Below are 18,386 nucleotides of genomic sequence, written 5' to 3' on the forward strand. Positions count from 1 at the left end.
GCACCGGCTGCGCGGCCGCGGCGAGGCGACGGAGGTCTTCCAGCTTGGCAAAGTCGCGACGTCAGCATCGCCCCCTATGGACGTTCACCGCGCTCAAGCGGGCTGAGTAACATGCCACATCCAGGCCGCTGATCGGCGGCTTGAAGAAAGCCGCCGGCTTTGGGAATGACTGGAGCCAGGTCACCTAGCGCCGTAGCTGATTTCAATTGGAACGGCAGGAACGGTGCAAAGTCGCTGGTTCCGGGCAACGTCCGCTTACGAGCCGCCAAATCGGCCCAGCAAGGACCGGTTTGGGGTCAAGACTGGTGGTTCTGGTGAACGTCGGCTTCCGGGAAGGAAATTCGGTCCAGGAAGGGCCGCTTCGGGTCAGAACTTCCCGTAGAAGTTCTCCGAACGAAGGCAGACAAGGATTGAACTCAGTCGTTCAGAGTGATTGGATTCTGCCCTAGTCTGGAAAGAGCCGGCCGGCGTCTTCAGCCGAATGTCGCCAGAGTCTCAGTGCGAACCTCAACCCACTTGCCGTCCTAGTTGGCCTGCTAGCCGGCCTGCCTGCATCCCTCAGAGCGTCGCCAGCCGCGAATTTGTCATGGTCTTTCCATAGGCTTGACGCAGCGTCCGCTTCTCCTCCAGCGCAATGATGACGCTTGTGGCAAAATCCGTCTTGTACATGACGGCGAGCCGTGTCAGCCCGCCTGGCGTGAAGACGTTGATCTCCAGAAGTTTTTCTCCGACGATGTCGAGCCCAACCAGAAACATGCCATCATTGATCAATTTGGGGCGCACCATCTCGGCAATGCCCAACATCGTGCCCGTTACCTTGACTTTGCGGGCTGTTCCAGCGGCATGGATATTGGACCGGACGTCGCCCTTGGCTGGAACGCGGCGAAAGGCTGCGTAATTGCCGTCGCGCACCAGCGGCAGACCGTTCATCAAGAAAAGACGCACGTCACCAGCCTTGGCCTCCGGAATGTAGACCTGCGCGATGAGATAGCCGTCACCGCTGGCCGCTTCGAAAATCTGGTTGAGGTTGGAATCGGTGGGCGTTGCAATATGGAAGACGTTCTTGCCACCCGATCCTTGGAGTGGCTTGACGATGCAGCCCTTCGAGTGTTTGTCGATAAATGCGCGGATCTCGGTAATGCTGCGCGATATCAGGGTAGCCGGCCTGACCGCCTCGGGAAAAGACTGAAGGTAGAGCTTGCTCTGTGCTTGTCCCAGGCCATCCGGATCGTTGACGACAATCGCGCCGCGAGCCGCCGCGATCCGCCCGAACATAACGCCTGCGTTGGCGGCCCATGGCCGATCGGTGGCGTCCAGCGATGGATCGTTGCGCAGAAACACAATGTCGATATCGCTTATCGCCAAAGTCTTTTTCTGCTTCGCTGCATCCTTCAGGGCAGCATGCAGTCTGTCGGACGTCTTGTAGGAAGCATCCGGCAGAACCGCCACGCTGACAGCCAGACCGTCATCCGGACGCAGTATGAAGTCGCCTGGTTCAACATAAACAACGGAATGACCGCGCTGGATGGCGGCCAGCGCCAACGCTGTCGTCGTGTAGGCGGGCGTCTCGCTCTCAATGGAATTGACAAAGAACGCGATGCGCATCGAGGAGACTCCGCTCAAGTTTCAACCATATCGATCGGACCGATTCCCGCCATCGCTCTCTTGAGACGCGGACGCGCCGCGTCGGAAGAGAGGAACGCGGGCTCGAGGCGCGGCGCCCGCAGCAAGCCGCGCGCGTTGAGTTCCTGGATCGCTCCGAAATCCGCGGCGGAGATCTTGCCGATCCAAAACGGCGTGAGGCTGCCGCCGTCCTTCAGATGATCGAGGATCTGCACCATGCCCCGCAGATAGATGGCGTCCTTTGCAAGGCCCCCGCCTCGATAGACACGCAGAACGACGTTGAAGGCGCCGCGATCGTCGAGACCGAAATCCCTGTGGAGGATGCGGAAGGTCTCCTCGAATGTTGCTCCGTCGAGCATCGTCTGACAGGCGATAACCCTGGCCGCGATCAGCCTCAACCGCGCTGCGGTCATGCCGCCGACCAGATATTCCGCCAGCACGGCCAGTCCCTCCTGCATGCCCTCATAGCCGGCGAGCCCGTTGCGGAAGATGGCGAGCCCCTGCGCGTCACCGTTGAAATAGGTCAGCAGATGGACACCGATCTCGTGACTGAGCAGCGCAGTCAGACGCTCCGGTGGAAGGTTGGTATCGCGCGAAACCAGCAGTCGGTTTCGCGAGACCAGGAGGCCGGCCGGCAGGTCGCCGCGGATCTCCACGGAAGCATCGAATTCGGGGTAGGCTGCCCGGTAGCCGGCGATCATGTCTCGCGCGGCCGCGGCGACAGCGTCGGCGCCCAGGCCCTTCTGCCGGGTGGCCGACGCAACCCTAGGCGCCTTTTCGAGAATGGCGCGTGCTCGCGCCGCCAGGCTCGGCTCGACGCTACCATAGAGTGCTCGTCCAAGTTCGACGAAGCGGGGCGTTTCGCGCGCCGCGAGCATCGACAGCTGGAGATCGAGTTCCTGCTGCTTTTGCGAGAGCAGCGTGGTCAGCAGCGGATCTTCCAGATGATCGAGCGAGACCGAATAGAGCTTCCGTTTCTGGCCGGCGACCTCGAACTCGAGCGGCCTGTAGAGCAGTACGGGCACACGCTCGAAGGCGCCTGCCTGGAATTCCAGCCAGGCTGGTTCGGCATTGATCGGTGTGACGGCAAGCAGAAAATCGAATGTCGACGCGACGTTGTCGATCGCCCGATCAGCGCGCACCACTGCGTCGATATAGGCGCGCCGCCCCAGCGAACGATGGGTTGCCGGCTGTTCCAGCCTTGATGCCTTCAGGAAGGCGCTGACGGCCTGAAGCGCGGAATCGACCATGTTGGCGACGACAAGGTCGTGGAGTTCGGGGTAGACGCGCTTGGTGCCAGGCACCCGGTAAATCGGTGCGAAGCGTACCGTCAAGCACGCCGCATCACCGAGATCATCCAGAAGCCGTGCTTCGGCGCGTGTCGTGGGGTTGAGTTCGTCGACGCGGGGCGTGCGGTATTTTGCTTCGCGTGCGGACGCAGCGGTGGCGAAGCGCTTCAGTGCCGCCTTCTCCGCCGCCGTGTCGCCGCAGGCCAGCGCAATCTCGAAGGGCGGCAGGAACGGAACATCCTCGGTCAGGAACCGGTCTTCGGCCAACTCGCCGATGTCCAGCATGAGGAAGGCGCCGCAGTGATCGCGCAGCCTTCGCACCACCAGCCGCGCGGCCTCGCGGGCGAGGCCGATGTCGGCCGCGATCAGATAGGACGCGTTGGCGGAGACGGCATGGAATGCCGCATCCTGATGCGACCCAACATGGACACACAGAAAGGGCAGCGGCCGATCCATGTGCAAACGGTTGCCATTGCCGAAATCGTGGCGGATTGGCTTGCCGTCCCGCAAAAGCGCGTCCAGGTCCGATTCGATTTGCGCCAATGGAGGCGCGGGCTCAACGAGCTTGGGCTTCATCGCATGGCCCGCAGCGCCGACTCCAGGACGGGCACCGTAGACGCCAGCATGGCGCGCAGCCGCTCGATTGTTCCCCAGTCGGGTTCGCCACTCCATTCGTCCATGAAAATCTTCTTGAACTCGACGGCGATGGCACACCCGGTTTCCGGAAAATTGGCATGGACGAAACGGGTTTGTTCGCCCTTGCCCTGGAAGGACACATTCTCGCGCACATCGATCGGCTCTCCGTTGAGACGCTGGCCGCGAAGCGTCTCGATGAAAGCGTCGACGACCGGTGCCCAGCGCTCGCGGTCCATGGAAGACGTACCGATGTTGATGTCGGGCGCGACGTCACGGGACGTAGGCATAGTCTCCCGTCCGTCGCGCCGGTGATTATAACTATGGACGTCGATGAGAACGAACCTGCCATGGCGCTTCTCGATACCGGCAAGGACACGGTTCAGTTCACTGTAGAAGGCGTCGTGAAAGGAGAGAGACTCCGTAACGATGTCCTCGTCCGGCTGCTCTCGCCAGACTTTCAGGCCCCAGGACTGGTCCGGCGACCGGTAGACCGCAGCGTCTCGCGCACGGTTCAGGTCCACTTGGAAGCGTGACCGATGAACGATGATCTGGGTAGGAAAATCGGCGATGAAACGCTCGGTGAACGGGTCCTCTTCTCGACGCCGGTCGGGATCGGAGAGACACATGAGCGATCGACAAGCCCTGCCAACGTCGGTGCCGCTGTGGATAGCTGTACCGACTATAGGCGACTCTCCGAGCTTGATCGTCCAGCCTGCCGGTGATCCACCCGGATCATTGTTGCCCGGATCACTGTTGGAAGTCATCGTGTTCACAGTCCATCGAATGCGTGGAGAGTGTGGACGGTTCCAGTTCATCGAACAAGCGATCGTTGGCTCGCCCTGGATCAGCAGGCTGAACCGTCCAAAAACGTCAGCCGAAGGTGGCCGACGGCTTCAGCCGAACGTCGCCAGAGGCTCAGTGCGGACCTCGACCCACTCGCAGCGCCGGCTGTCGTGATAGAAGGACAGGAAAGGCGGCGGGAACAATGGGTCGGCGAAAGCCCCCACCGGAATGGCGATCAGACCGGGCTGGACATCGATCCGGTAACGGACAGTGGTGCCGCAATCCGGGCAGAAACTGTAGATGACACGGCCGCCTTCGTCGCCAACGCGCGTGAACTCCGCCGCTCGTCCCTGGATAGACACATCATTCTCCGCAAACCGCGCATTGAAGCTGAACGCGCTGCCGGTGCGCCGCTTGCAGGCCAGGCAATGGCAGACAGAGACGCGTACAGGCTCGCCCGAACAGGTGGCTGACAGCTGACCGCAGGAACATTGGGCGCGGCGCGTGACCATGGCTGGCCCCTTTCAGCGAACATCAATGGGTTTCGGCATGGGTCCTGAGCTCAGCCCTCTTCTCGTCGGAGACGACGGCAAGGTCGAGAACCTTCTGCAATTCGGCCGCGTGGCGGAACGACGGCTCGGCCTGGACGCGGTTGCGCACAGCATCGACGAAGCGCTGGTAGTTGGTCGGCACCGTTCCGGCATCGAGAACCTGCCATTTTGCGTTCTCGATGTCCTCGCCCATGCACGCTTTCAGTTCCGAGTTGGTCAGATTGTGCACGACCTCGATCCCACCCTTGTCGCCATAGATGCGCAGCCGCAATTCGTTGAGGTGGCCGGTTGCCCAGCGGCTGGCATGGACGACGCCAAAAGCGCCGTTGCTGAAATCCAGCGCCATGGTGAAACTGTCATTGGCGTCGAGCTCGTACTCGCCGATCCGGTTGCCGGGCGCCTTGTCGAAGGACCTGAGGCGGCAGAACACATGGTCGATGTCGAGCGCCGCGCCATAGCTGGCGAAATCGAGGATATGGATGCCGACATCGCCCAGCACGCCATTGGAGCCGTGGCCGCGTGACAGCCGCCACAGCCATTTCGGGTCAGTCCGCCAGTCGCCCCAGAACTTGGAGACCAGCCAGCTCTGCAGATAGGACGCTTCGACATGCCTGACCTGGCCGATCTCGCCGGCAAGCACCATCGCACGTGCCCGCTGCAGCGGGGCGACGTTGCGATAGGTCAGGTTGACCATGTTGATGATGCCGGCTTGCTCGGCGGCATCGGCCATTTCGCTGGCCCGCTGGTAATTTTCGGCCAGCGGTTTTTCGCACAGCACCGGCTTGCCCGCCGCGATCAGCATCATGGTGGTCGGATGGTGGATGCGGTCTGGCGTCACGTTCGCCACCGCGTCGAACTTGTCCCATGCGAGCGCGTCCTCCAGCGACGTGAACCGGTTGGGAATACCATAGCTGTCCGAAAACTTGTCGACACGCCCGCGGTCGAGATCGACGGCGCCGACCAGCTCGACGCCTTCGATCCTGCTGAACTGCCTGGCATGCTCTTCCGCCATCCAGCCGGTGCCGAGTATCAGGAGACGCATGATTCTTATCCTTAGGATGAGGCCTTATCTTCTTGTTCGAGCGTGGATTTTTCCGAACCGAAGTTTTGCGATAGCGGTCTAGCGAAAACCGGCTTCGCCCGCGGCATGGAGCTTTCCGCCGCGCTCGACGATCGGCTCGAGCGCCTTTTCCACCGGCACGTTCGGCGCATCGAGGATGGCTGGATGCGCGCCCTGCGGGTTGTGCGCCCATTTCACCGCATTGCGCAGCACCTTTTGGACATTCGCGTCGTGATAGGTCGGATAGGTCTCGTGGCCGGGCCTGAAATAGAAGATGTTGCCGGCGCCGCGGCGCCAGGTCAGCCCCGACCGGAACACTTCGCCGCCCTGGAACCAGGAGATGAAAACCGTTTCCAGCGGTTCCGGCACGGCGAACTGCTCGCCATACATCTCCTCGTTCTCAAGCTCGAAATACTCGCCGATCCCGGCAGCGATCGGGTGGTTGGGGCTCGTCACCCAGAGCCGCTCGCGCTCGCCGGCCTCGCGCCATTTCAGCGTGCAGGGCGTGCCCATCAGCTGCTTGAAGATCTTCGAGAAATGGCCGGAATGGAGCACGATCAGCCCCATGCCTTGCCAGACGCGGCGCGCCACGCGCTCGACGACTTCGTCGGCGACGGCGCCATGGTCCTTGTGTCCCCACCACACGAGGACATCGGTTTGCGCCAGACGGTCGGCCGGCAGGCCATGCTCCGGTTGCTCAAGCGTCGCCCACGATACGGAAATTTCGGGGTCGAGCTTCAGCGCGTCGGCGATCGTTGCGTGCATGCCCTCGGGGTAGATCCCCGCCACCACCTCATTGGTCCGCTCATGGATATTCTCGCCCCAAACGACAGCGCGTATCGTCATGACATTCCTCTTGATCGGTTGAAGCCGCCGCTCCGGTCAGGTCAGTCATAGTATCCTCGGCCGGGAATGAAAACGGTTTCGAGGCTGGCTACTGACAATTGGCTGGAAGTCGGCGGGACAGCGCCCCTCTCTGTCCGGCAGGACAGAGGGGGCGCGAAGGAGCGCCACATCAGCGGCTTGCTTAGCCGCGCACGACGAGGCGTTTGATCTTGCCCTTCTTGAACGCGGCGAGGAAGCTGGCGTAGTCCTTGAAGACGACGCAGCCGCTCGATTCCCCGCGGCGGCCGCGCAGCAGGTAGGTATGCGCAAGAAAGCCGTCGCGGCCATATTTGTTCTTGCCGTCGATAGGAGTGAGACGCAGCGCCTCCACCCCATGGAAGCGCGATTCACGCAGCCTCAGATCGTAGGTGTGGGGCGGCGTCGGGCCGGCATTCTTCCGGTTGGCGTAGCGCGCCTGGTCGGCCATCGAGCCCAGTCCCGAATGCGCCTCGAGCCGCGAGCCGTCCGGCATATAGACGGTTTTCGCCGAAATGTCGTAGACGGCGACGCCGCTGCCGGGCTTGGTGAACAGGTTGCCGAAGACCCCGCCGCCGCCCGCCGGGCTGTCGGGTTTGGCATAGGCCAGCATGTCTGCGGCCTTCGACCGCTTGGCCGGCTTGCCCTGGCTGCTTTGCATGCCCCGGCTGCCCTGCATGCCCGGGCTGCCCTGCATGTCCTCTTGCATGCCTGGTTTCGCCGCCGGTGACGAACTCCTCGGCGACAAGGCTGGCGCCCGGGGCATCTCGACCTGCGACGCGGCGGCGGTCTCCACCCTGTTGGCTTTGGATGGCTGAGACTGGGCTTTGGCGGCCTTCGATGCCTGGACCTTGGGCGCATTGGCCTTGGGTGCCCTAACCTCGGGTGCCTTGACCTCGGGCGCCTCGTCTGACTGATCGATTTCCGCCTGCGGACGCCAAGTCGGCAAGGGAACGCTGCCGGGCATTGCGTCCTGCGGCGGCAGCGACGCCATCTGCACCTCGCCCTCTTGGGTGGCAGCAGAATCGGCCGTCGTCGCCTGCGGCAGCACGTCGATCATCGCTTCCGGCAATGCATTCGCAAGCGCCAGCGCCAGCGCCAGCCGGGAGGATCGGTCGATTTCCGCAATCTCGGGCCCGAAGCGCACCGACGCGGGACCATGCTGATCGGCCAGGCGCACCGGCTCCGCAAAGCGCTGGCCCGTCGGCAGACTGACGACCGCAAACGGCGCGGCCCCGCCGGAGGCGCGGGCAAAGGCAGCAGCAATCTTTTGCGGCGATAGCGCCGCATTCGCCACCACCCTGTCGAAGCGCGATTGCGGTGAGATTTCGGCGACAAGCTGCACAGCATCCGGCCGCGCTAACGGCTTGAGACGCGCTACCTTGCCTTCATGCTCGAAGCTCGCGGCGGCCTGCGCGCAGCCGGCATTGCATCGGCCGAGCAGCGACGCCTGACGCTGCCGGCTTACCAGTGACGGCGCCCACGAACTGGCCCGTGGATTGACAAGTGTGTGTCGGGGATCGGCGAGCGCCATGGAGCGCGGCGCGAGCAGGTTTTGCGGAAGACTGTTGGAGGCGGCGGTGAGCGAAGTTCCCACCGAATGGAGGCCGGCCACGGTCGCAGCCGACCACAGCGCGATCGCAGCGCCAACAACGGGAATCGCGACCCAGCGCAGTCCGGGCCTCATCGAGGGCAATCCACTATCAGGATTGTCACCCCGGTTATTCAAACGCATCAACGCCATACAACCAAACCTCAATCGGCCTTGCGGCATGCGGGCTCGCAGCCGTCACAATCACAGTCGCCTGGTGCCCCCCGGCACGCTTCACGTCTGTTGCCGATTGAATCAAAAGATGGACAAACTTGGTTAACCAATCCCTCTACCGATCGCCGATTAGGCGAAGGTCTATGTCAAAAAAGGCTCCCTCCAAAACTATGAAAATAGCGGAAATGCCCTCCATGCCAGGCTTTGCTGCCCGTTTTTGCAGGCCGAGTCAACAAAGCGAAAGGATTAGACCTTGCCTGGGCGGCGTCAGCTAAAGGCTGGCACCTGCCAGCGCATGATCCGAAACGAGGCCCGCGTCCTCCGTTGGAGGCGCGGGCCTTGTCATACCTGCGCAGACTATGCGGCACGCTGCGCTTCCATCGGCCGCAAATTCTGGTTCATGCGGAACAGGTTCAGCGGATCATATCGCTGCTTGATTTCCAGCAGCCGCCGATAGTTGCCGCCATAGGCTGCTTCGACCCTGTCGACCTCGTCCCCGGGCATGAAGTTCACATAGGCCGTGCCCGCGGCATAGGGCTTGGCTGCTTCATAGAGACCCCGCGCCCAGTCGATGCAGGCCTGGTCCATTTCCGGTTCGCGCCAGCGGGCGTGGACATTCATGACGTAGTGCGCGCTGCGTTGCGGAAACGCCGTTGCATCCGCTGTCACCCGGCCCGCGGCACCGCCAACATGGCCAATGAATATCTCGCATTCGGGGCCGGGGAGCCTGGGTATCGCCGCCGTGACGACCTCCACCGCGCTGTCGGAAAGCTCGGTGAAGTCATGGCTCTTCCAATAGTTGCGGGCGCCAGGCGTCAGCAACGGATCGAATGCCTGCTGCCAGCCGGTGAACGGGTTGGGACCGACCACGTCTGCAATCGGTGTGCCGATGGCGCGAAGCCTCTGTGTCGCCTTCTCACCCTCCTGAAGGTCGCCGCAATAGCACATGGCCAGGACCAGCACCTCCTTGCCATGCCATTCGGCCGGCAGGAACGGCAGCGGCGGCGCCTGCCGCATGACCGCCCAGCAGGTCAGCTCATTGGGCGCTGCTTCGAGCGCCGCTCGGTATTCCCGCAACACGTTTTCGGCATCGGCGAAGGGATGAACGACAAGCCCCGACAGCACCTGCGGACCGACTTGGTGGAGCTTGAACTCGAAAGCCGTGACGATGCCGAAATTGCCGCCGCCACCGCGCAGCGCCCAGAACAGATCCGGATTCTCGGTCTGGCTGGCGCGCAGCAGTTTGCCCTCGGCGGTAACCACGTCAGCGCAGAGAAGATTGTCGATAGTCAGGCCGAACTTCCGCGTGATCCAGCCGAAGCCGCCGCCCAGCGTCAGGCCCGAAATGCCGGTGGTCGAGTTGATGCCGGTCGGCACCGCCAGTCTGAAGGCCTGTGTCTCCGCGTCGACATCGGCGAGCGTCGCGCCAGGTTCCACCCATGCCCGCCGCGTCGCCGGATCGACCCGCACCGACTTCATCTGCGACAGATCGATCATCAGCCCGCCGTCGCAGACGGCGCTGCCGGCGATGTTGTGGCCGCCGCCGCGAACCGCGACGAGCAGCCTGTTTTCCCTGGCAAAATTGACGGCGGCGATAACGTCGGCGGCACCGGCGCAGCGCACGATCAGCCCGGGCCGCCGGTCGATCATGGCGTTCCAGATGCTGCGTGTCTCGTCATAGGCGGCGTCGCCTTCCCTCAGCACGGTGCCGCGCAATTGTGCCGAAAGCGCCTCCAGGGCCGCGGCATCGACCGTCGTCTTGCCGCGATCAAGCGTGGTGAGGCTCATGCTATCCATGGCTTTCCTCCCGATTGTTTTTGAGCCGTTTTCCCTCCACCCGTTTCCAAGTCTGCCTTTATATTAGAAGTCGCGCAAGTTCATGATCGCTCTGGCCGGCATTGCGCAACCCGCATAACGGTCAGCTCTCATTGAGCTAAAAGCCGCCGGCAGGCTAAGCCGAAATGAGTGCTGGATCGCTCTAGACGATCTCGTCGGTTCGATCGGAGGAACTACGCAGCGGTCCGCGGAGTTAGGCGTACAGCAACCAGTGCAGAGGAGAACTCTGATGGCACCGCGCAGAAAACCCGACGATCCATCCGAAGGCCCGACCATCGAACAGCAGGATTGGGACGCGATCAAAGGCAGTAAAATTCTACCAGATAGCGTGCCGGGAAACGGCGACATCCGTTACGATCTCGACAAAGAGGCTGAACTGCCCGAGGAAGACGACGACAATCCGTACCAGGACAGCGACGAGGCGCTGCCGGACGACGAAGAGGAACGCGCCCTCTCGCGCAACCCCTCGAGGCAGGATATCGACGAGCCGTGAACGGCAGCAGTTCAATACCGTGGCAGCCGCACGGTTTCGGCCAAATTCCGTGAAAGTTCCTCCAGCGACAGAAAGGCCCGGCGGGGAGGAAGCGCCGGGCCTTTGTCCGAATGCCGTGCGATCGGCTGTCACAGTCGCTAGAGTAGAACGACTGCGCTTCCAACCGTTACCGGTGGTTGTTGTTCCATCGAAACCGAAAAACATGGCGCGGTTCGCCAGCATTGCTGCTTGGATCGCCTTCGGCCCGACCTTCGATCACGATTTCTGTCTGACGGAACAACTCCAAAAAACGCTCGTTGGATAATCATCGCAACCAGCGATGCAGCTCTAATGGAGACCGACCATGATGAAAAAAATTCTTTCCGCAACCGCACTCAGCATTGCCCTTGCCACTTCGGCGATGGCGCAATCAAACGGCACTGGATCCGGCACCAACGATCCGGGAGCGGCCACCGGGACAGGCACTGGCACCATGGCTCCCGGCACCGATAATGCGACTCCTGCCGATCCAAACGTAACCGGTTCAACCACCGACGGCGCCGACGGCATGAGTGATCGGTGCAAGGACGTAGTGGAGGCCGATAAGAACACTGCCAGTGGCACTGCAACTTCGGATAGAGAGGATTGCCCCGAGTAACGGAGCCAAGGCCCCCTGAGGCCGCGGTGGCGCGCCGCGCCACCTGTCAGACAAAGCCGGGAACCGGCTTTGTCTTTCCGCTCAGTTGCGCACCCCACGTCAGCGCCTGCGGTAAATTCCGAATAATTGCCGCCATCAAGGAGGCGCTGCTTGGATTAACGGCAATCGCGGCAACTGCAGCGGCGGCGTAGAGCCGTGTTGAAAACAGACTTTTCCAGGCCGCCTCGTAGCGTCTGCCGGTTATCTCGCGCCCTGCACTGCCGCTTGGCGCGCATGAGAGTTCGCAGGCCAGCAGCCAGCCGGACTGAAGCGCCATCGAGATGCCCTCGGCGATGACAGGGTGAGACTCTCCGGCCGCATTGCCGACGCGAAAGATGTCGCGTTCGTAGCAGGAGCGAATTCCCGGCCGGATCGGACCTGCGGCAAGCCAAGGCCCGTCGGCGTCAGCAGACTCTAGCGCATCCCTTACTCCCCGGCATGATTCCATCAGATGACGGGAGACCGCCTCGGCGGCCGACAAATGGCTCTGGTGTCTGGGGTGTTTGCGCAACCGTGCGAGCATATCGCGCCGAATGCAGCACGAGATCGACAGCCGGCCATGATCGGCCGAAACCATGCCGCCATAACCGCCAGGAAACACCAGCAGAGGCATCAAATCAGGCGCCAGGGACGACCCGGTGAAATGCGCCTTGAAGCCGAACAGGTCCGAAGGGCGGTTGGTCTTTCCGAGCTGGCTGGGCAGCGGTCCTGCCTCCCAGGAGCCGTGTGCGGCGACAATCACCGGCGCGCGCAGCATCGTCGTTTCGTTTCCGGCTTGAATTCGCACCAATTGCGCCTCGCCATCCGGGTCGATGGCGACGGCGCGGCAAGGCTGAAAGATTTCGACGCCCGCCGATTGCGCCGCCTGCAAAAGCAGACAGTCGAGAATGTCTCGGCCAAGCGCCCGGCCGAAACCATCTTTTTTCTCGCAGGACCCATCTTTCGCGGGAGGCATTGGCGCCTCGACACTCGCATCGCCGGAAAAGAAGCCGACGCGGCGGATTTCGGGGCCGGCGTTGGCACGCCAGGCATCGCCGATCTCCAGCTGGTCCAGAAGCGCAAGATTGCTTGCCGATATATATTCGCCGCAGACCTTGCGGCGCGGGAACACGCTATTTTCCACAATAGCCACGGCCCATCCGCGGCGGGCCAGCGTCAGCGCGACGGACGTGCCCGCCGGGCCGGCGCCTATGACGATCGCGTCATGGGTCGACAATCGCGTCATAGGTCATGACCGGCGCTGGCGCCGACGAAAATGTGGGAAAAGAGGCCGGCGCGCCGTTCTTCGACCGGTTTGCCGTTTGCCGCGAGCCAGAGACCGGAAAGCTCGCTGCCGCGAAAGCCGGCACGCACGCTTTGAGCCGCGTCGTTTCGTGTGACGTCATTGGCGCCGATCGCCGGGAGAAGGCGGGTCGCGGCCAATGCCAGTTTGGTCCGCAACGGCTCTGTCGCCAACAGCAACGGGGCCTTCGGCGCCATCAGCGAAAACAGACGCACGAGCCCGGCATCGTCGAAATGATGCAGAAACAGATTGACGGTGATCGCGTCGAACCGCGTGCCCGCATTCTTTCTCGCCCAGTCGAAGACATCGGCGGTGACGCCTTCGACCATCCATCCCAGCCTGTCGAAATCGCCACACAATTGCGCGGTGATGAGGTCGACGCGGTCGAGCATTACCAGTTCGACCCCAGGCCAATGCCCGGCCATGCGCCGCGCCACCGCCAGCATGAAGGAGCCATCGCCGGCGCCGATCTCCAGAATCCGGCGCGGCGGCCCTGGCACAAATTTCTGCAGCAGCGACGCCATGATCCTGGCCTGAAACATCAGCGCGTTGATGCGGCGGAGGTCGCGGCGCGCCGCAAGCGCTCGTGGATCGTCGGCCGCAAGCCCGTCGAGGATTTCCGGCGCAAGCTGGCGGTGCTCCAGGCTGCTCATGACGCCGTTCGGAAAAGCATGGTTTCGGCCGCCAGCCCGGGTCCGAACGACATGCCGCAGCCGAGCATGCCTGGTGGCGCCTTCAACATCTCTTTCATCACGAACATGACGGTCGCCGACGACATGTTTCCATATCGGCGCAACACCTCGCGCGATGGCTCCAGCGCGGTGGGCGCGAGTTCCAGGGCCCGTTCGACGGCGTCGAGCACCGAACGTCCCCCCGGGTGCACGGCCCAGAGGTCGATCGCCTCGGTCGGCCGACCACCGAGGATGGCGTCGTGATTGCTCCGCAACGCGTTATGGATTGCTGCCGGGACCTGGCCGGAAAGAACCATTTCGAAACCGTGGTCACTAATGCTCCAGCTCATCAGATCCCGCCGCTCGTCCGCCACGATGCCGTAGAAGCTTTCGAGCTCGATGCCGTGCGGCTCGGCGGTGACGAGCGCAGCCGCACAGCCATCGCCCCAGAGGCAGAACGACAGCAGCTTTTCCAGTTCGCTGGTTTCCCGCAGATGCATCGTGCAGAGTTCGATATTGACCAGCAGGACCCTGGCCTGCGGATCGGAGCGGACGATGTGGCGGGCAAGCCTGAGGCCGTTGATCGCCGCGTAGCAGCCCATGAAACCGATCATCGTGCGTTCGACCGTGTCCGGCAGGCCACATCGCGCAACCAGCTCCAGGTCGATGCCCGGCGCTGAAAAACCGGTGCAGGTGGTGACGATGAGATGGGTGATGCGGGAAGCGCCGCCACCAAGCTCCAATCCGTCGACGGCTTTTTGCGCGAGAACAGGTGCGGCATGACAGAACATCGCCATTCTCTCGGCTGTTCCAGGAAAGGCACCCCGGATGAACCTCCCGGCCAGATCTGCTGATGGACCTTCGGGGTCGCCGGCAGGTGCAAAGCATGAATAGCGGTGCTCGATGCCGGCAACGTCAACCATGCGTTCGAAAATTCTTCGACGATCGGCCGCAAGCATGGAGGCGGCGAAACGCAGATAGAATTGATGAACCTCGTGCTCCGGCACTGCTGTCGCGATCCGGTTAATATACGCTTTGGCCGGCATATTCGGTCTCCACGGCGTCGCGCACGGTATTTTCTAAAACCACCGCCGGAGGTTGTTTGGTCATCGGCACCAGGTGTCGGGCAGCAGGCATTGAGTGTTGTTGATGAACGTTTCTGAGAACTGATTTCATCCCACCTGTGCTGTTGCCAGGCGATGCTGCGGTTCGCCGGCATGTAGGAACATAGGCTCCATCACCGAGGCGTCCACCGAAGTGCCCTCGCTTCGGGCCGCGGCGCCATTGCTTCCGGCCCTCGGTAGGCGCGGTATTTTTCTGAGCGATGGAACATTAGCGCATACTAACGATTGTAGGGTGACAGCGAATATCTCCCGGATGTTGGCTGCTGGACCGGGATCCCGGTCGGCCCGCGCTCCTCCAGAGGCGCGGGCCTCCGGTCCAAAGAGTAATTGGCGGCTTAGGCTCAGTTTGGAACGAGAACGCCGTGAGGGCGTTCGCCATAATTATCGCGAGCCGCCACAGGCTCGCGGCAAAGATAAAGGAGAGCTGTCATGAACAATATCATCTGGCTGGTCGGGGCCGTCGTTATCGTAATTGCGATACTCAGCTTCCTTGGCCTTCGTTAGGTTCGCCTTTAGCGACGCCTACGCCGAGCAAGTCGTAATTTGGGTCGTCTCTGGAAGCCTGAGGTTTGCAGGCGCAGCAGCTATTGGCGCTAGCGAAACGACCCCGCTCTTTCACCGGCGAAGTTCCTTGCCTGATCCATACTCTCCCAGACGCAGCGCTCACGGCGATGAGCGGTGGCAGCCCGCTTGGCAAGCGGCCGGCTTCAGTTGCTGCCGGACCAGATCGCGACTGGCCGGGTGCGGGCGCCGATTGACGTTGCTGTGCCTTTTCTTCATTCTCCTGTTGCTGCCTGATACGAGATTCAGCAATGAAGCGCAGTCTCGCTTTCGGTGTGATTGTGATCGCCGTCCTCGGCCTGCTGGGCGGCGCCGCACTTTTGATTGCCGGCCAGTCCAGAGTTTCGCAAGATGCGATCCAGTCGTCGGTTACCCGCACCGCTGAATTGATCGACAGCGCCTGGAAGCTGCCCGTGGCTGCCACGTTCGATGCCGACGTCACGTGGCAATCAAACGGATCAAGGTGCGGCCCGGCAAGTGTCGCAAACACATTCCGCTCCATCGGCGAGGAGGAGACAACCGAAGCCGAAGTCCTCGCTGGAACCGGAAAGTGCTGGACGGGCTTCTGCATCATCGGGCTCACGCTGGACGAGCTTGCCGAGGTCGCTCGAACGAACACCAAGCGGAAGGTCTCCGTGCTTCGGGATCTGAGCGCCGATGCATTTCGCGAGCACATGAAGCGCGCCAACGATCCCGGCCGCCGTTACATCGTCAACTTTACCCGTGAGAAGATTTTCGGCGCCGGCGTTGGCCATTTCTCCCCGGTCGGAGGATATCTGGAGGCCGAGGACATGGTCTTCGTCCTCGATGTAAACGAGGATTATAAGCCTTGGCTGGTCGAGCGTGAGCGCCTGTTCTCAGCCATGGACACAATCGATAGCGATGGCGACAAAAAGCGCGGCTTGCTGCTGATCGAGTAGCGAAGTCGCAAGCTTTTCGATTGCCTTGCCTTCAATCGACCAGCACAGCGACCACTGCGGTGCAGTCGCCCGCCTTGACCAATCCAGGGAAATGGCGGGCAGCCAAAAGACCCGACATCCTTGCCCTGATCTCCTGAGGTGCGGCACCGGTGCGGCCGATGGAGTGGATGCGCGCCAGGACCTGGCCCTTCTCGACAGGCTCGCCGAGATCGATCATCGTTTCGATCATCCCGTCGTCCTCGGCGAACGAGAAACAATCGCCCGACGGCATGTCGAGCCAGCGGGTCGGCTGCGTCTCGACCGCACCGACGACAATGCCGGCATGGCGCAGCACATTGAGCACGCCGCGACGGGCGATCCGCACTGTTTCGGCGCGCGAAGTGCCGCCGCCGCCAAGTTCGGTGGTGATGAACAGCTTCCCCATCTCCTCGGCGGCAGTGTCGAACATGCCGACCGCGTCGATTTCCAGCATCTTCATCGACCAGGGTGCCGAGAACGCCTCGACCACGGCGAAGCCCTTCGCCTCCAGCACTTTGTCGGGCCGGATATGGGCGGCGCAGAACGGCACGAAGTCGAGCGTCTTGCCGCCGGAGTGGAAGTCGAGCGCGATGTCTGCGCGGGGAAGCAACTCACGTTGAAAATAGTCCGCGATCTTCTCGGTCACCGTCCCGTCAGGCCGGCCGGGAAAGCTGCGGTTCAAATTGCCCTTGTCGATCGGCGAGGTGCGGGTGCCGGCGCGGAACGCCGGATAGTTCATTGCCGGCACGATGATGACCGTGCCGCTGACTTGCTTGGGATCGAGCGTGCGGGCGAGATCGTAGAGCGCCAGCGGCCCCTCATACTCGTCGCCATGGTTGCCGCCGGTGAGCAATGCGCTTGGCCCGCTGCCGTTGCGGATCACGCAGATCGGGATCATCACCGATCCCCAGGCTGAGTCGTCGCGGCTGTAGGGCAGGCGCAAGAAGCCGTGCTGCACGCCGTCGCGGTCGAAGTCTACGCTCGGCGTGATTGGCGATGGGCGAAGGCTGGACATCGGGCTCAATTCTTGACCACCAGTTTGCGCGGCACATTGGCCAGGCACTCGACGCCGGTCTCGGTGATCAGGATGGATTCGGTGATCTCCAACCCCATCGTCTCCAGCCACAGGCCGGTCATGAAATGGAAGGTCATGCCGGGCTTCAGGTCAGTGCGGTCGCCGGGGCGCAGGCTCATAGTGCGCTCGCCCCAATCCGGCGGATAGGAAAGCCCGATCGGATAACCGGTGCGGTTGTCCTTGACGATGCCGTATCTCTTCAGCACCGCGAAGAAGGCGTTGGCGATGTCCTCGCATGTATTGCCGGGCTTTGCCGCGGCCAACCCCGCTTCCATTCCCTCCAGCGTCGCCTTCTCGGCATCGAGGAATTCCTGCGTCGGTCTACCGAGGAACACAGTCCGCGAAAGCGGACAATGGTAGCGGTTGTAGCAGCCGGCGATCTCGAAGAAGGTGCCCTCGCCCGACTTCATCGGCCGGTCGTCCCAGGTCAGATGCGGCGCCGACGCATCGGCGCCCGACGGCAGCAGTGGCACAATCGCCGGATAGTCGCCGCCAATTCTTCCCTCTGGCCCGTCGACGCCGCGCGTGCCGGCATCATAGATCTCGGCGACCAGGTCGCATTTGCGCATGCCGACTTCGATCTTGTCGACAATGCGCTGGTGCATCGCTTCGACGATGCGGGCGGCCTTGCGCATATAGTCGATTTCGGTCGGGCTCTTCACCGCTCGCTGCCAGTTGACGAGTGCCGTGGCGTCGACGAAGCGGGCATTGGGCAGATGTTTCTGCAGCGAAGCGAAGGCAGCGGCCGAGAACCAGTAATTGTCCATCTCGACACCGATGCTGAGCTTGCCCCAGCCACGATCGGCCAGCACCTGCGAGAGAAAATCCATCGGGTGGCGTTCGGTCGACTGCACATAATGGTCGGCATAGCCGACGATGTTGTCGTGCGCGAGATAGGCGGTGCGCTTGGCGCCGTTGGCGTCCTGGCCGCGCCCGTACCACACCGGTTCGCCCGACGGCGGCACGATGACGGCCTGGTGCACGTAGAACGACCAGCCGTCATAGCCGGTCAGCCAGGCCATGTTGGACGGATCGCTGACAACAAGCAGATCGACGCCCTCGGCTTCCATGGCCTTCCGGGTCTTGGCGAGGCGATCCGCATATTCGCCGCGCGAGAATTTTAGATTGGGCTGCATTGTTCTTGGTCCTCGTTTGTTGGGCC

General features: G+C 62.4%; 16 protein-coding genes. 3 read left to right on the plus strand and 13 right to left on the minus strand.

The window, feature by feature from the left end:
* Positions 1-558 precede the first annotated feature (558 nt).
* From AC0L2M_RS32535 to AC0L2M_RS32570, 8 genes are all read right to left on the minus strand, one after another.
* Positions 559-1,605 carry a glutathione synthetase gene (locus AC0L2M_RS32535; protein WP_128246140.1) on the minus strand — a complete coding sequence of 349 codons (1,047 nt, stop codon included), beginning with the start codon at positions 1,603-1,605 and terminating at the stop codon, positions 559-561.
* Between the two features lie 14 nt (positions 1,606-1,619).
* Positions 1,620-3,488 carry a flavohemoglobin expression-modulating QEGLA motif protein gene (locus AC0L2M_RS32540; RefSeq protein ID WP_473536992.1) on the minus strand — a complete coding sequence of 623 codons (1,869 nt, stop codon included), beginning with the start codon at positions 3,486-3,488 and terminating at the stop codon, positions 1,620-1,622.
* Positions 3,485-4,312 (minus strand): N-formylglutamate amidohydrolase, encoded by an 828-nt coding sequence (locus AC0L2M_RS32545; protein WP_128246361.1) that lies wholly within the window; start codon positions 4,310-4,312, stop codon positions 3,485-3,487. Before AC0L2M_RS32545 ends, AC0L2M_RS32540 begins: the two co-directional genes overlap by 4 nt.
* A 129-nt stretch (positions 4,313-4,441) precedes the next feature.
* Positions 4,442-4,843, minus strand: coding sequence for a GFA family protein (locus tag AC0L2M_RS32550; protein WP_473536993.1), 402 nt, complete (start codon positions 4,841-4,843; stop codon positions 4,442-4,444).
* Between the two features lie 22 nt (positions 4,844-4,865).
* Entirely contained in the window at positions 4,866-5,924 is a 1,059-nt protein-coding gene (locus AC0L2M_RS32555; RefSeq protein WP_473536995.1) for a Gfo/Idh/MocA family protein, read from the minus strand.
* 78 nt (positions 5,925-6,002) lie between these two features.
* Positions 6,003-6,788 carry a ThuA domain-containing protein gene (locus AC0L2M_RS32560; protein ID WP_128166634.1) on the minus strand — a complete coding sequence of 262 codons (786 nt, stop codon included), beginning with the start codon at positions 6,786-6,788 and terminating at the stop codon, positions 6,003-6,005.
* A 181-nt stretch (positions 6,789-6,969) separates the two neighbouring features.
* The gene (locus AC0L2M_RS32565) at positions 6,970-8,490 is read right to left on the minus strand and encodes a DUF2778 domain-containing protein (protein WP_473536997.1); all 1,521 of its coding nucleotides are present in this window, start codon (positions 8,488-8,490) and stop codon (positions 6,970-6,972) included.
* A gap of 435 nt (positions 8,491-8,925) precedes the next feature.
* Complete coding sequence (locus AC0L2M_RS32570) at positions 8,926-10,365, minus strand: FAD-binding oxidoreductase (RefSeq protein WP_473536998.1); 1,440 nt, start codon at positions 10,363-10,365, stop codon at positions 8,926-8,928.
* Between the two features lie 268 nt (positions 10,366-10,633).
* On the opposite strand from AC0L2M_RS32570, the gene AC0L2M_RS32575 reads away from it, so the two are divergent.
* The gene (locus AC0L2M_RS32575) at positions 10,634-10,897 is read left to right on the plus strand and encodes a hypothetical protein (protein ID WP_023797862.1); all 264 of its coding nucleotides are present in this window, start codon (positions 10,634-10,636) and stop codon (positions 10,895-10,897) included.
* Between the two features lie 343 nt (positions 10,898-11,240).
* Positions 11,241-11,534: a hypothetical protein gene (locus AC0L2M_RS32580; protein WP_023797860.1), complete on the plus strand. Its 294-nt coding sequence runs from the start codon at positions 11,241-11,243 to the stop codon at positions 11,532-11,534.
* A 46-nt stretch (positions 11,535-11,580) separates the two neighbouring features.
* Here AC0L2M_RS32580 and AC0L2M_RS32585 read toward each other — a convergent pair whose 3' ends face one another.
* From AC0L2M_RS32585 to AC0L2M_RS32595, 3 genes are read right to left on the minus strand one after another with little or no spacing between them, the layout of a single operon-like run.
* Positions 11,581-12,798, minus strand: coding sequence for an NAD(P)/FAD-dependent oxidoreductase (locus AC0L2M_RS32585; RefSeq protein ID WP_473536999.1), 1,218 nt, complete (start codon positions 12,796-12,798; stop codon positions 11,581-11,583).
* Positions 12,795-13,508 (minus strand): methyltransferase domain-containing protein, encoded by a 714-nt coding sequence (locus tag AC0L2M_RS32590; RefSeq protein ID WP_473537000.1) that lies wholly within the window; start codon positions 13,506-13,508, stop codon positions 12,795-12,797. The genes AC0L2M_RS32585 and AC0L2M_RS32590 overlap by 4 nt, the downstream gene beginning before the upstream one ends.
* Positions 13,505-14,572 (minus strand): type III polyketide synthase, encoded by a 1,068-nt coding sequence (locus tag AC0L2M_RS32595; RefSeq protein ID WP_473537001.1) that lies wholly within the window; start codon positions 14,570-14,572, stop codon positions 13,505-13,507. Before AC0L2M_RS32595 ends, AC0L2M_RS32590 begins: the two co-directional genes overlap by 4 nt.
* An 890-nt stretch (positions 14,573-15,462) precedes the next feature.
* Here AC0L2M_RS32595 and AC0L2M_RS32600 point away from each other — a divergent pair.
* Entirely contained in the window at positions 15,463-16,131 is a 669-nt protein-coding gene (locus AC0L2M_RS32600; protein WP_287342162.1) for a phytochelatin synthase family protein, read from the plus strand.
* A 31-nt stretch (positions 16,132-16,162) separates the two neighbouring features.
* Here AC0L2M_RS32600 and doeB read toward each other — a convergent pair whose 3' ends face one another.
* Both doeB and doeA read right to left on the minus strand, forming a co-directional pair.
* Positions 16,163-17,164, minus strand: a complete 1,002-nt coding sequence (gene doeB / locus AC0L2M_RS32605) for a N(2)-acetyl-L-2,4-diaminobutanoate deacetylase DoeB (RefSeq protein ID WP_473537002.1) — start codon at positions 17,162-17,164, stop codon at positions 16,163-16,165.
* A 5-nt stretch (positions 17,165-17,169) separates the two neighbouring features.
* Entirely contained in the window at positions 17,170-18,360 is a 1,191-nt protein-coding gene (doeA, locus tag AC0L2M_RS32610; protein ID WP_128173101.1) for an ectoine hydrolase DoeA, read from the minus strand.
* Positions 18,361-18,386: the final 26 nt, after the last annotated feature.

The sequence above is a fragment of the Mesorhizobium sp. WSM4806 genome, assembly GCF_055811635.1.